At 70.9% G+C, this 14,423-nt stretch carries 8 protein-coding genes; 2 read left to right on the top strand and 6 right to left on the bottom strand.

Annotated features, from left to right (window positions below):
* Nucleotides 1–133: 133 nt before the first annotated feature.
* Nucleotides 134–1,303 (bottom strand): acyltransferase family protein, encoded by a 1,170-nt coding sequence (locus ACFWP3_RS27085; RefSeq protein WP_384225913.1) that lies wholly within the window; start codon nt 1,301–1,303, stop codon nt 134–136.
* Nucleotides 1,304–1,664: 361 nt separating this feature from the next.
* On the opposite strand from ACFWP3_RS27085, the gene ACFWP3_RS27080 reads away from it, so the two are divergent.
* A complete protein-coding gene (locus ACFWP3_RS27080) occupies nt 1,665–3,785 on the top strand; it encodes an ABC transporter ATP-binding protein (protein WP_384225911.1) in 2,121 nt (706 codons plus the stop codon).
* Between the two features lie 110 nt (nt 3,786–3,895).
* A complete protein-coding gene (locus tag ACFWP3_RS27075; protein WP_384225908.1) occupies nt 3,896–6,112 on the top strand; it encodes a germacradienol/geosmin synthase in 2,217 nt (738 codons plus the stop codon).
* An 85-nt stretch (nt 6,113–6,197) separates the two neighbouring features.
* On the opposite strand, the gene ACFWP3_RS27070 is transcribed toward ACFWP3_RS27075, so the two are convergent.
* The 5 genes from ACFWP3_RS27070 to ACFWP3_RS27050 form a co-directional block, all read right to left on the bottom strand.
* A complete protein-coding gene (locus tag ACFWP3_RS27070; RefSeq protein WP_384225906.1) occupies nt 6,198–7,430 on the bottom strand; it encodes a GNAT family N-acetyltransferase in 1,233 nt (410 codons plus the stop codon).
* A gap of 160 nt (nt 7,431–7,590) precedes the next feature.
* The gene (locus tag ACFWP3_RS27065) at nt 7,591–8,838 is read right to left on the bottom strand and encodes a YncE family protein (protein WP_384225903.1); all 1,248 of its coding nucleotides are present in this window, start codon (nt 8,836–8,838) and stop codon (nt 7,591–7,593) included.
* 130 nt (nt 8,839–8,968) lie between these two features.
* A complete protein-coding gene (locus ACFWP3_RS27060; protein WP_384225900.1) occupies nt 8,969–10,129 on the bottom strand; it encodes an XdhC family protein in 1,161 nt (386 codons plus the stop codon).
* A 95-nt stretch (nt 10,130–10,224) separates the two neighbouring features.
* Entirely contained in the window at nt 10,225–11,688 is a 1,464-nt protein-coding gene (locus tag ACFWP3_RS27055) for an NCS2 family permease (RefSeq protein WP_384225898.1), read from the bottom strand.
* Between the two features lie 328 nt (nt 11,689–12,016).
* A complete protein-coding gene (locus ACFWP3_RS27050; RefSeq protein ID WP_384225895.1) occupies nt 12,017–14,422 on the bottom strand; it encodes a xanthine dehydrogenase family protein molybdopterin-binding subunit in 2,406 nt (801 codons plus the stop codon).
* Nucleotide 14,423 lies beyond the last annotated feature (1 nt).

The raw sequence follows: 14,423 nt of genomic DNA, 5'->3' as shown, positions 1-14,423 counted from the left end.
TCCCCCGCCCCCCACCGTTATCAACCCCCCCCCTCCCGGCGGCCGCTTCTTTTGTTTATACGACCCTGGGTGCGGCCCCGGGCCCCCCACCCCCCTCCCCGTTTTTCGAGGTCGACGGCTCGCGCCCGCAGGGTCAGCGGGCCTCTCCCGTGCCCGGTTGCCTGCGGAGGGACTCGAAGGAGCGGGTGAGGCCGCGCTTGAGGAGGGCGGACAAGGGGCGCTCGACGAAGCGGTGGACGAGCCAGGCGGCGGCGAGCATGCCGAGGGTCATCACCGCGACCAGCGTCCACGGGGAGAGGTCGTTGCGGAGCAGGCGGATGCCCGTCCAGCCGATGTGCTCGTGGAGCAGGTAGAGCGGGTACGTGGTCGCGCCCGCTACGGTGAGCCACTTCCCGCGCACCCAGGAGAGCCCGCCGAGGGCCAGGACGATCATCACCAGGTAGCCGAGAGTCATCAGCACGATGGCCGGCTTGGAGTCCATCGTCCGGCCCAGGCTGCCAGCCAGAGCGTCGTTGTAGAGGGTCACCTGGCGGACCGAGAACAGCCACGAGACCAGGACGATGCCCCACAGCAGCAGGGTCGGCCGGAAGCGGTGCATCAGGTACATCGCGACACCGGCGACGAAGTACGGCGAGTACTCGGGCATCAGGATGTAGTCGGCGAAGGGGGCCCGCCCCGCTGTCACCAGCACCGAGGCGACGGTCCACAGCACGCAGAACAGCACCACTCGGCGGTAGGTGACGCCCTTCCACACCACCAGCGCGAACAGCAGGTAGAAGCGCAGCTCGACCCAGAGCGTCCAGTAGACGGCGTCCACGGAGCCGACCTTGAAGGGCTCCTGGAGCATGGTGAGGTTGAGGAGTACGTCCTTCGCCCCCAGCGGCTGCACGACCAGCGGCCAGAGGGTCACGACCGCGGTCGTGGCGAGTACGGCGAACCAGTACGCGGGATAGAGCCGGACCACCCGGGAAGTGAAGAAGTCGCCCAGGCTGCGGCCCCAGCTGCTCATGCAGATCACGAAGCCGCTGATGATGAAGAAGAACTCGACCCCGGTCCAGGTGTAGGACGCCAGCCAGGACGCAGTGGGGAACACCACATCCACCGGCTTCGTCCAGGCGTTCTTGGACGGGTCGGCGTTACCACCGAAACCGACATAGTGGTGGAAGACCACCATGAGGGCTGCGATCAGGCGCAGCCCGTCCAAAGCCGCCAGCCTCGGACGCTTCCCGGCCGCCGGAGCAGGCGCCGGGGCGGGCGCCGGAGCAGCCTCTCGGGCCGGGGTGGGTATCAGGTGGTTCAGCACCCGCAGATCCTACTAAGCCCTTGCTCACGTGATGACCGGAGATCCAGTGGCCCCTCCCGCGCGGCCGGGCATCCGGGGGCGGCAGATCGCACGCGCGGAGCATCTCCCGGCGGCCGGATATCGGCGCGATCCCTCGAACGGGGTCATCGACACCTCCGGGTGATGCGAACGCCGCCCCCTTGGGGTTCGCGGCCGGACAGCGCATCCGTGCGACCGTTCGCCCCCCGCGCGCCCGTGACGCCCCTCTGAGCAGCCACGTTCTGCCGTCGTCAGTTCACGGCCGTGGCACCTCGGGAGGAATCTTGCGATTCGTGCACGTTCATGTGGCTTTCGACCCGGCAGTGGGCGGGGGTGGCCCGCGGTGAGGCTTCGTGTGGGGCTCTTCAAGCGGCCCGTGTCCGGCGAGCCGGCCGTCTCCGAGAGCGAGCGGCGGCTGTTCGGCGGGCCGCTGCGCTACGACGCCGGCTGGGCCAACCACGACTACGCCCGGCTGGAGAGCCGGCTGCTGACCACCCTGCGCTCCATGCCGCGGATGGCCGGCGGGACGCTGCGGCTCGCGTGGGACACCGACCGGCGGGCCCTGCTCACCGTCGCCTTCGCCGAGGCCGGGCAGGGGGTCACCTCCGCCGTCGGGCTGCTCGTCCTGAGCCGGGTGCTGCGTACGCTGCTCGGCGCGGGCAGCGCGGCCGACCAGCTGCACGCCGCGCTGCCCGCCCTCGCCGCGGGTGCGCTGGTCGCCGTACTGGGCGCCGTACTGGCCTCCTGGTCCACGGCGGCCGCCGGGCGGCTGGAGCCCAAGGTGGAGCGGGCCGCGCACGAGCAGTACCTGAAGGCGGCCGTCGAGGTGGAACTCGAGGCCATCGAGGACGGGGAGTTCCGGAGGCTGCTCGACAGCGCCCAGTGGGGTCCGCCCTCGGCCCGCCGGACGGTGGGGGCCTGCGTGGCCACCCTCGGCGGGCTGATCTCGCTCGTCGCCACCGCCGGGGTGCTCACCGTGCTGCACCCGCTGCTGCTGCCGATGCTGCTGCTGATCGCCGCCCCGCGCGGCTGGGGCGCGATGCGGGTGGCCCAGCGCCGCTACCTCTCCATGATCACCTGGGTGGAGCACGTCCGGGCCGCCCGGCTCATCGGCCAGCTGCTGATCTCCCGTACGTCGGCCCCCGAGGTACGGGTGCACGGCGTCGGGCGCTACCTCCTCGGCCACTACCGCAACATGGGCGAGCACGCCGAGGCCGAGGCCACCCGCCTCGCCAGGGACAAGGCGGCCACCGAACTGCTCGCCGCCGCGCTCTCGGGGGTCGCGGCCCTCGTCACCTACACGGCGATGGGCGCGCTGATCGTCACCGGCCGGATGGACCTCGCGGTCGCCGGCACCGCCGTGATCGCGGTGCGCACCGGTTCGGCGAGCCTCGGGGCCCTCGTCGCCACCACCAACACCCTGCACGAGGAGTCCCTGTACGTGCGGGACCTGGAGCGGTTCGTCGCCGAGGCCGGCCGCCGCGCCGTCCCGGCCGGCGGACTGCCGCTGCCCGAGCGGCTCGGCACGCTGAGACTCGAGGACGTCTCCTTCAGCTATCCGGACCGCGACGAGCCCGCCCTCAGCGGTGTCTCCCTCACCGTCGAGGCGGGCACCGTCGTGGCGCTGGTCGGTGAGAACGGCTCCGGCAAGAGCACCCTGGTCAAACTCCTCGCGGGCCTGCACCTGCCCGACTCCGGCTCGCTGACCTGGGACGGGGTGGACGTACGGGAGGCCGACCGGGAGCAGGTCTTCGACCGGGTCTCGCTGCTCACCCAGGACTTCGAGCGCTGGCCGGTGACCGCCCGTACCAACATCGCCATCGGCCGGCCCGGCACCGGCGGCGCGGACGGGTCCGCGGACCAGACCGCCGACGTGCTGGCCGCGGCCCGGTACGCGGGCGCCGACCAGGTCGTCGAGAAGCTCCCGCACGGCTACGAGACGCTGCTCGCGCGGATGTTCAGGGGTGCCTCGGAGCTGTCCGGCGGCCAGTGGCAGAAGTTCGGGCTGGCCCGCACCCGGTTCCGCGACGCCCGCGTGCTGGTGGTGGACGAGCCGACCTCGGCACTGGACCCGGAGGCGGAGGTCGCCGCCTTCGACAGCATCCGCGGCCTGGCCGGGCCGCAGCGCGCGGTCGTACTGGTCACCCACCGCATGTCGGGTGTGCGGTACGCCGACGTCATCTACGTGCTGCACGAGGGCCGCCTCGTCGAACGGGGCGGCCACGAGGAGCTGCTGGCCCTGGGCGGCCGCTACGCCGCGATGTTCCGGATCCAGGCCGAGCAGTTCGGCGACGGGACCAAGGCGACCGAAGAGTCCGGGGAGTCCGGGGAGTCCGGTCCCGGCGTGACCGGCGTGACCGGCGTGACCGGCGTGACCGGTGCCTGCGTACCCGAGGAGCCCGGTCCGGGGGTCCCTATCCCGCGCCAGGGCGCCGCACCGCGGAACGACCCGTCCGTCACCTGAAGCAGTGAACTCCCCCTTATCCCAGGGCCACCAGGGGTAGGGCACTGCTGATCTCGTGCGGGGGCCGGGTCACCGGCCCCCGCACCCATGGACGAAAGGCCGACCCTGCCGTGACGCAGCCGTTTCAACTGCCGGATTTCTATGTGCCTTATCCGGCGCGACTGAACCCCCACCTGGAGGACGCGAGGGTCCACACCAAGCAATGGGCGCGCGCACTCGGGATGCTGGAGGGTTCCGGCGTCTGGGAGGAGCACGATATCGACTCGCACGACTACGCGCTGCTGTGCGCGTACACCCACCCCGACTGCGACGGCGACGCGCTGTCCCTGGTCACCGACTGGTACGTCTGGGTGTTCTTCTTCGACGACCACTTCCTGGAGATGTACAAGCGCTCGCAGGACCGCGACGGCGCCAAGGACTACCTCGACAAGCTCGCCGCCTTCATGCCGATGGATCTGGCCGACGGTTTCCCCGAGCCCACCAACCCGGTCGAGGCGGGCCTCGCCGACCTCTGGCGGCGAACCGTTCCCGCGATGTCGCAGGACTGGAGGGAACGGTTCTCCGAATCGACGCGGAACCTCCTCAACGAGTCCATGTGGGAACTGGCCAACATCAACATCGGGCGCGTCGCCAACCCGCTCGAGTACATCGAGATGCGCCGCAAGGTGGGCGGCGCCCCCTGGTCCGCGGGCCTGATCGAGTACGTCTCCGCCGAGGTCCCGGCCCGCGTGGCGCACTCGCGGCCGCTCGGCGTGCTGCGCGACGCGTTCTCCGATGCCGTGCACGTCAGGAACGACATCTTCTCCTACCAGCGCGAGGTCGCCGACGAGGGCGAACTGTCCAATGCCATCCTGGTGTTGGAGACCTTCCTCGGCTGCTCCACCCAGGAGGCCGCCGAGGCCTCCAACGACCTGCTCACCTCACGCCTCCAGCAGTTCGAGCAGACCGCGCTCGCCGAGCTCCCCCAGCTCTTCGCCGACCACGCCATGGACCCGGCCGAGATCGCCGCCGTACTCGCCTACGCCAAGGGCCTGCAGGACTGGCAGTCGGGCGGCCACGAGTGGCACATGGTCTCCAGCCGCTACATGAACAAGGAGGCGCGGGCCACCGCCCCGCTCACTCTGCCCTTCCTCCCGTCCGGGCTCGGCAGCACCGCGCTCGACCTGCGGTCCGTCTTCACCCGGCGCTCGATGGACATGCGCCGGCGGTCCTTCACCCACGTCCCGTACGAGAAGACCGGGCCCTCCGTCATCCCCGACATCTACATGCCGCACCGGCTGAGCCTCAGCCCGCACCTGGCGCACGCCCGCGAGGAGTCGGTGGCGTGGTCGCGGCGGATGGGCCTGCTCGACCCGCAGGCGGGCGACCCGGGTTCGGCGATCTGGACCGAGGCCAAGCTGCGGGGCTACGACTTCGCGCTCTGCTCGGCGGGACTCGACCCGGACGCCACCGCGGAGGAACTGGCCCTCAACGCCTGCTGGCTGACCTGGGGCACGTACGGGGACGACTACTACCCGGTGGTCTTCGCGCAGGCCAAGAACCTGCCGGCCGCGAAGGCGACCACGGCGCGGCTGATCGCGATGATCCCCGTCGACCAGGCCGGCCGGCCGGAGCCGGTGACCGCGATGGAGCGCGCGCTGGCCGACCTCTGGGTGCGCACCGTCGCGGGCATGCCGGCGGAGCAGCGCGCCGAGTTCCGGGCCACGCTGGTGGACATGCTGGAGAGCTGGCTGTGGGAGGTGGACAACCAGATCCAGAACCGCATCCCGGACCCGGTGGACTACGCCGAGATGCGCCGCCGCACCTTCGGCAGCCGCCTCACGATGTACCTGTGCCGGCTGGGGCACCAGGGGCGGGGCATCCCGGAGGAGATCTACGCCTCGGGCACGATCCGGTCGCTGGAGAACGCCGTCGCGGACGCCGCCTGCCTGATCAACGACGTGTTCTCCTACCAGAAGGAGGTGGAGGTCGAGGGCGAGGTCCACAACTACATCCTCGTCACACGGAACTTCTTCGACATCGGGTACCCGGAGGCGCTGCACATCTGCCATGCGCTGATGACCCAGCGTACGGAGGAGTTCGAGCACATCGCCGCGAACCAGCTGCCGCTGCTCTACGACGACTGGAAGCTCGGCGAGCAGGCGCGCGCGGCCCTGGACGCGTACGTCGGCGAGCTGCGGGACTGGCACGCGGGTGTCCTCAACTGGCACCAGAAGGTCGCCCGTTACCGTCCTGAGGATCTGCACGGGATGCCCGACCCGCTGTCCACCGGCGTCCTGGGCTCCGGCTTCGGGATGGCCGCGGCCCGGGTCTCGCTGCCCGCCTGACGGCGGATGCCTCCCGGCCCGGGAGGAGGCCCCTGATACCGGAGGCGGGGGCGGTCCGCTCGCCCGCCCCCGTCGCCGCGCCGTGTCAGAACTCGTCGCTCGTGTGCGGCAGCAGGTCCGTCCGCAGGGCCGCGTCCAGCTCGGCCGCCGCGCCGGGCGTGTGTTCGGCGACCAGCCCGGCCGCGACCAGTTCGGCGACCCGGGTCCCGCCCAGGTAGCAGGCGGCCAGCTCCCGTACGTCCAGGGCCAGGTCCGGCGCCGCCCGGGCAGGCTCGTACGCGGCCCCGCCCGGCCCCGCCTTGAGCCGGAAGCGCCCGGCGTTCGCGGGCAGCCGTACGTCGGTCAGCTCCAGCACCAGTTCCACCGGCGCGGCCCAGGACCGCCCGGTCAGCGCGGTGCGTACGTCGACCAGGCGCAGCCAGAGCGCGGGGAACTGGGCGGTCACCCGCACCTGGTCCCGGTCGGCGGCGAAGTGCAGGAGCGGGTCGTCGGCGGGGCGGCCCCACGCGGTGACCCGGCCGGTCAGGTCGAGGGCGGCGAGGCACTCCCACAGGGCGGCGGCGACGGCCGGGGTACCGGCCTCCAGCTCCTCCACGCGGACCAGGCCCGGTGTGCGGACGGGCCCGCTGTCGTCCTCCGGCTTGGTGCGGTAGAGCACGTAGCCGGCGATCGGCTCGCCCGGGTCGCCCAGGACGATGATCCGGGGCGGACTCAACTCCTCGTCGTCCTCGGCCTGTTCGGACAGCCACTCCTGGGTCCAGCGCTCGGGGCTGCGGCTCGGCCGGCCGGCCCGTGCGGCGCGGGCGGCCTCGTGGAAGGGGCCGATGACGGCGAGCGCCTGCTCCGGGGCGACGAGGCGCAGCGGGCGCCGGTCCGGGGCGATGCGCAGGGGCAGCGGCCGGGTGGAGTCGATCTCGATGGTGACGCCGGTGGTGGCTCCGCCGTAGCCGAAGCGGCCGTAGATGGCGGCTTCGGAGGCCCACAGGGCGGCGATCGGGCTGCCGGCGGCCGAGGCGCGACGCAGCTGCTCGGCCATCAGGGCGGTGAGTACGCCGCGGCGGCGGTGGGTGGGTGCGACGGAGACGAAGGTGAGGCCGGGACAGGCCAGGTCCGCTCCGGGGACCGACAGCCGGAAGTCGTGGGCGGCCATGAAGCCGACGAGGGTGTCGCCGTCGTAGGCGCCGATCCGGCTGCAGCGCACCAGCAGGGCGTGATGCCGTTCGCGGCCCTCTTTCTCGGGCCGGTCGTTGAAGACCAGGTACGCGAGCTCCAGAGCACGGTCGATGTCGGCCTCGGGTACCTCGCGGATGTCCACCATGATCACGAGACTAATCGGTCATCGGCGGACCGGTCACCTCATAGCGGCCGGATCTCCGCCATAGTGGCCGGATCTGCGCGTTCGGCCCCGTTCCGTGCTCCGCCGGCGGGGGTGCGGGCGCGCGCCCGTACCCCCGCCGGCGGAGGCGTCACCCGGGGCGTCACCCGGTGGCGGGACCCGTCCAGTCCGCCGGGACGTGTCCGATCCTGATGCGCTGCGGATGGTCCCCGACAGGCACGGACAGCCGCTTGGCGCCGGTGGCGAAGTCGATGGCCGTCACCCGGTCCGAGCCGCTCTCGGAGATCACGCAGGCCGAGCCGTCGCCGTCGACCGTGGCCCAGTACGGCTTGTCGGCGCCCACCAGCGGCCCTTCGGCGAGGGTGGCCCGGTCCACGACGGTGGCGTAGTCGTCCATGGTGCCCGCGATGCAGAGCTTGGTCCCGTCCGGGCTCATCGACATGCCGTGGTGCCGGGAGTCGTTGACCCAGGTGGTGCGGTCCTTGCTGGTGGCCGGGTTCTCGGGGAGGGTCTTGAGGCGGGTGATCCGGTCGGTGGCCACGTCGTACTCCAGGAACCCGTTGAAGAAGGACACCTGGAAGTAGAGCTTCGACTCGTCGGGGCTGAAGGAGACGGGACGGACGGCGTCGGACAGGTCCCGGCGGCCGAAGGCGTCCAGCCGCTCGCGCATGTCGATCACCTTGACCGTGCGGAAGGTCTGCGTGTCCACCACGGTGATCTTCCGGTCGCCCTTCGTCCAGTCGAGCCAGGGCGCGTCCAGCGCGGTGGTCACCTCCCCGATCGAGCTGTTCCACAGGTAGCGGCCGCCGCCGGTGAAGGTGTTCTCGTGGGGCTTGTCGCCGGTGGCGAAGGAGCCGGTCTGCCGGCCCGTGGCGATGTCGAGGACGTGCACGGTGTTGGCGGTGGAGGCCGAAACCGCGACCCGGGTCCCGTCTGGCGACACGGCCATGTGGTCGGCCCGGTAACCGGCCACCGGGAAGCGCCAGTTGATGCGCCCGGTCCGCAGGTCGACGGAGACGACATCGGCGAAGCTGGGGCGCGAGGCAACGACGGCCGAGCCGTCGGGGGTGGTGTACAGGTCGTCCACGAACTGGTCGTGGCCCTCGCCGGCGGTGGCCCGGATGCCAAGGAAGAAGGCGAGCCTGACCGGGTTGAGGTAGATCTCCCGGAGCCGCTCCTCCTTGTCGGGAACGATGTCGATGCGGCCGACCTTGGCGAGATCTCCGGTGGAGGCGAGGACGTCGGCGGTCCCCTCCCAGTTGTTCCCGACGAACAGCACCTCGCGCAGGCCGTTGCCGCCGGACGAGGCCGCCGCGGGCACGCCGGGCGCCAGGGAGGCCAGAAGGGAGGCCGCGGCGAGCGCGCCCAGGATGCGGAGGGTACGTGACATCCGTTCAACTCCGTTGCAGGGGAAGGGATGGAGAAGGCGCCTCCTGTTACCGGCGGGTAAAATAGGCGGAATGCCGAAAGGACGCAACCCTCACGGGTCGCGCCCTCGGTCACGTACGGGGTTCAGCTCTTCAAGCGACGGAGCCGATCCGGCCGATCACGCCGTCCGAGACGGCCTTCGGGTCGGGGTGGATCGGGGTGTGCGCGCCGGTGAGCGCGGCGCCGCTGCCGCCGCGGCGGTTGGCGACGATCTCGGCGGCGATGGACAGCGCGGTCTCCTCCGGGGAGCGGGCGCCGAGGTCCAGGCCGATCGGGGAGCGCAGCCGGGCCAGTTCGAGCTCGGTCATGCCGACGTCGCGGAGCCGCTTGTTGCGGTCCTCGTGGGTGCGGCGGGAGCCCATGGCGCCGACGTAGGCGACGGGAAGCCTGAGGGCCAGTTCGAGGAGCGGGACGTCGAACTTGGCGTCGTGGGTAAGCACGCACAGGACGGTGCGGCCGTCCACGTCCGTGGTCTCCAGGTAGCGGTGCGGCCAGTCGACGACGATCTCGTCCGCCTCGGGGAAACGGTTCTTCGTCGCGAAGACGGGCCGGGCGTCGCAGACGGTGACCCGGTAGCCGAGGAACTTGCCGATGCGCACGAGGGCGGAGGCGAAGTCGATGGCGCCGAAGACGATCATCCGCGGGGGCGGGACGCTGGACTCGACCAGCACCTTGAGCGGCTCTCCGCAGAGCCGGCCGTCGGCCCCTATCTCCAGTACGCCGGTCCGGCCGGCGTCGAGCATCGCGCGGGCCTCTTCGGCGATGGTGCGGTCCAGCTCGGGGTGGCCCCCGAAGCCGCCCTCCCAGGCGCCTTCGGTACGGACGAACACGGCGCGGCCCATCAGCTCGGCCGGCCCCTCCGCCACTCGGGCGACCGCCGCCGCCTCCCCGCGGGCGGCGGCGGCCAGACCGGCCGCGAACACCGCCCGTACGGGGGAGCCCACGGAGACCGGGGTGACGAGGATGTCGATGATGCCGCCGCAGGTCAGGCCCACGGCGAAGGCGTCGTCGTCGCTGTAGCCGAAGCGCTCGGCGACGGTTTCGCCGTCTTCGAGCGCCTGCCGGCACAGCTCGTACACCGCGCCCTCCACGCATCCGCCGGATACCGAGCCGATGGCCGTGCCCTCGCTGTCGACGGCGAGCGCGGCCCCGGGCTGCCGGGGCGCGCTCCCGCCGACCGCCACCACGGTGGCGACGGCGAAGTCACGTCCCTGCTCGACCCACCGGTTCAGTTCTTCGGCGATGTCCAGCATGGGGGCCTCCTCGGAGAGGTTCGGTTCCAGTATCGGATACGTGGAGTGCGCGGTACTTCGTACGGGTTGTTGCGTACGGATCAGCGGCGGCCGGGTCAGCCGACGCCGAGCCAGCCCTCGATCGGGTGCAGCGCGAAGAAGACCAGGAAGATTCCGGTCAGCGCCCACATGAAGCCGCCGATCTCACGGGCCTTGCCCTGAGCGATCTTGATGGCGACGTACGAGATGACACCGGCGGCGACACCCGCGGTGATCGAGTATGTGAAGGGCATGATGACGACGGTCAGGAAGACCGGGATCGAGGTGGAGCTGTCGGCCCAGTCCACGTGGCGGGCGTTCTGCATCATCATCGCGCCGATGACGACCAGGGCCGCGGAGGCGACCTCACCCGGGACGATCTGGGTGATCGGGGTGAAGAAGAGGCAGGCGGCGAAGAACAGGCCGGTGACGACGGAGGCGAGGCCCGTGCGGGCTCCCTCGCCGACGCCGGTCGCGGACTCGACGAACACGGTCTGGCCGGAGCCGCCCGAGACGCCACCGATGGCCCCACCGGCGCCGTCGATGAACAGGGCCTTGGACAGGCCCGGCATGCGGCCCTTGTCGTCGGCCAGCTTGGCCTCGGTGCCGACGCCGATGATGGTGGCCATCGCGTCGAAGAAGCCGGCGAGCACCAGGGTGAAGACGATCATGCCGACCGTCATGTAGCCGACGTCGCCCCAGCCGCCGAAGGAGACGTCGCCGAAGAGCGAGAAGTCCGGCATCGAGACCGCGGAGCCGTCGAGCTCCGGCGGGCCGTTCTTCCAGGCCTTGGGGTCGATGTCCACGATGGCGTTGAGGATCGCGGCGAGGATGGTGCCGCCGACGATGCCGATCAGGATCGCGCCGGGCACCTTGCGGGCCTGGAGCATGAAGATGGCGATCAGGGTGATCGCGAAGAGCAGGACGGGCCAGCCGGACAGCTCACCGGTCGCGCCGAGCTGGACGGGGGGCATGAACTCCCCGCCGTTGCCGACGAACCCGGCCTTCACGAAGCCGATCAGGGCGACGAACAGGCCGATGCCCATGGTGATGGCGTGCTTGAGCGCGAGCGGGATGGCGTTCATGATCATCTCGCGGAGGCCGGTGACGACCAGGAGACAGATCACGACACCGTAGACCACGCACATGCCCATGGCCTGCGGCCAGGTCATCTGCGGGGCCACCTGCGAGGCGAGCACACCGGACACGGACAGACCGGCGGCGAGGGCCAGCGGCACCTTGCCGACAAAGCCCATGAGCAGCGTGGTCACGGCCGCGGCGAAGGCGGTGGCGGTGATGATCGCCGATCCGTCCATGACGGTGCCGGCGACGTCCTTGCCCGAGAGGAGCAGGGGGTTGAGAAGGAGGATGTACGCCATGGCCATGAAGGTCGTGATACCGCCACGAACCTCGTTGCCGACGTTGGATCCTCTGTGCGTTATGTGAAAGTACCGGTCGAGCCAAGAACGCCCGGCGGGGGTGCGAGAGCCGTCGCCGGCCTCTTCCGCGGTGGTCTTGGGCTCCACAGACGACTGGGTCATGGTGCCTAACTCCCAAGGTTCAAAGGGGCACCCGCATAAAGATTGGAGACGCGGGATTTGGGAAACTGCGTTGGCTGCACGACCCGGGGTGACGGCCCGAGGCGACGCGAAGGTGCACTGCGTGTACTGCGGGTAGCGCGGGGGTGACCGCTGGTACTACGTGGGGGTTCTTGCAGGGGTACTGCCGGGTGAAGCGAACCGCGAGCGGTGCGGTACTTCGGGTACTCCGGGCGGCGCGATGTGAAGTGTGACGTTCCCATTTCGCACCGCCCGGAGAGTCTGAGGGGGTCCGAGGATCCGGGGGTCGCGGCCCCCGGACCACGCCGTCCTAGAGGGTCCCGGTGAGGGCTTCCGGACGGATCGGCGTCTTGTTGAGCTCCAGACCGGTCGCCTGCCGGATCGCCGCGAGGACGGCCGGGGTGGACGAGAGGGTCGGGGCCTCGCCCATACCGCGAAGGCCGTAGGGGGCGTTCGGGTCGGCGAGCTCCAGGACGTCGACCGGGATGGTCGGGGTGTCCAGGATGGTCGGGATCAGGTAGTCCGTGAAGGAGGGGTTGCGCACCTTCGCGGTCTTCGGGTCCACGATGATCTCTTCCATGATCGCGACGCCGAGGCCCTGGGTGGTGCCACCCTGGATCTGGCCGACCACGGAGAGCATGTTCAGGGCCTTGCCGACGTCCTGCGCGGTCGCCAGCTCCACGACCTTGACCAGGCCGAGCTCGGTGTCCACCTCGACGACCGCGCGGTGCGCGGCGAAGGTGTACTGGACGTGGCCGTCGCCCTGGCCGGTCTTCAGGTCGAAGGCGACGGTCGGCCGGTGCCGGAACTCCAGCTCCAGGTCGATCGCGTCCTCGCCCTCGAGGATGTCCGCCAGGTCCGCGAGGACCTCGCCGCCGTCGGTGACGACCTTGCCGCTCTCGAGGAGCAGCTCGGCGGTCGCCCACGCCGGGTGGTAGGAGCCGTTCTTGCGGCGGCCGATCTCCAGGACCTTCTCGCGGACGGCCTCACAGGTGTTCTTCACCGCGCCACCGGTCATGTACGTCTGCCGCGAGGCGGACGTGGAACCGGCGGAGCCGACCTGCGTGTCGGCCGGGTGGATGGTCACCTGCGTGACACCCAGCTCGGTGCGGGCGATCTGCGCGTGGACGGTGATGCCGCCCTGGCCGACCTCCGCCATGGCCGTGTGGACCATCGCGACGGGCTCGCCGTTGATGACCTCGAGGCGCACGCGGGCGGTCGAGTAGTCGTCGAAGCCCTCGGAGAAGCCGACGTTCTTGATGCCGACCGCGTAGCCGACGCCGCGGACGACGCCCTCGCCGTGGGTGGTGTTGGACAGGCCGCCCGGCAGTGCGCGGACGTCCGCGCCCTCGCCGGCGCTCTCCCACTGGCGCTCCGGCGGCAGCGGGCGGGCCTTGACCCGGCGCAGCAGCTCGGCGACCGGGGCCGGGGAGTCCACGACCTGGCCGGTGGGCATGATCGTGCCCATCTCCATGGCGTTGAGCTGGCGGAACTCGACCGGGTCCATGCCCAGCTTCGCCGCGAGCTTGTCCATCTGGGCCTCGTAGGCGAAGCAGGCCTGGACGGCGCCGAAGCCGCGCATCGCGCCGCAGGGCGGGTTGTTCGTGTAGAGCGCGATCGCCTCGATGTCGACGTCCTCGAGGACGTACGGGCCCACCGAGAGCGAGGAGGCGTTGCCCACGACCGCCGGGGAAGCGGACGCGTACGCGCCGCCGTCCAGGACGATCTTGCACTTCATGTGTGTGAGCTTGCCGTCCTTGGTGGCGCCGTGCTCGTAGTAGAGCTTCGCCGGGTGGCGGTGCACGTGGCCGAAGAAGGACTCGAAGCGGTTGTAGACGATCTTGACCGGCTTGTTCGTGGCCAGGGCCAGGAGGCAGGCGTGGATCTGCATCGAGATGTCCTCGCGGCCGCCGAAGGCACCGCCGACGCCCGAGAGCGTCATGCGGACCTTCTCCGGCGGCAGGCCCAGGACCGGGGCGATCTGCTGGAGGTCCGAGTGCAGCCACTGGGTGGCGACGTACAGCTCGACGCCGCCGTCCTCGGAGGGCACGGCCAGGCCGGACTCCGGGCCGAGGAAGGCCTGGTCCTGCATGCCGAAGGTGTACTCGCCCTCGACGATGACGTCCGCGCGCTTGCGGGCCTCTTCCACGTTGCCGCGGATGATCGGCTGACGGTGCACGATGTTCGGGTGCGGGACGTGACCGATGTGGTGGTCGTCGCGGCCCTCGTGGATCAGCGGCGCGTCGGGGGCGAGGGCGGAGGCCTCGTCCGTGACGAGCGGCAGCTCGCGGTAGTCGATCTTGATCTTGGCGGCCGCGCGGCGGGCGGTCTCCGGGTGGTCGGCGGCCACGAGGGCGACCGGCTCACCGTGGTGGCGTACCCGGCCGTTGGCGAGAACCGGGGTGTCCTGGATCTCCAGGCCGTAGTTCTTCATCTCGGCCGGCAGGTCGTCGTACGTCAGCACCGAGTACACGCCGGGCATGGCCAGCGCCTCGGAGATGTCGATGGACGCGATCTCGGCGTGGGCGACGGTGCTGCGCAGGGTCTGGCCCCACAGCATGTCCTCGTGCCACATGTCCGAGGAGTACGCGAACTCACCGGTGACCTTGAGGGTGCCGTCCGGGCGGAGCGTGGACTCGCCGATGCCGCCCTTGTTGTGCTTCTGGCTGACGTTCGTCGGCGCGCCTGCGGGCACCGTGCGCGTGTTCTGAGCCATG

This window comes from Streptomyces sp. NPDC058525 (genome assembly GCF_042719495.1).
Classification (GTDB): domain Bacteria; phylum Actinomycetota; class Actinomycetes; order Streptomycetales; family Streptomycetaceae; genus Streptomyces.
The sequence above is the reverse complement of the archived record's forward strand: the minus strand, read 5'-3'. Positions and strand labels throughout refer to the sequence as shown.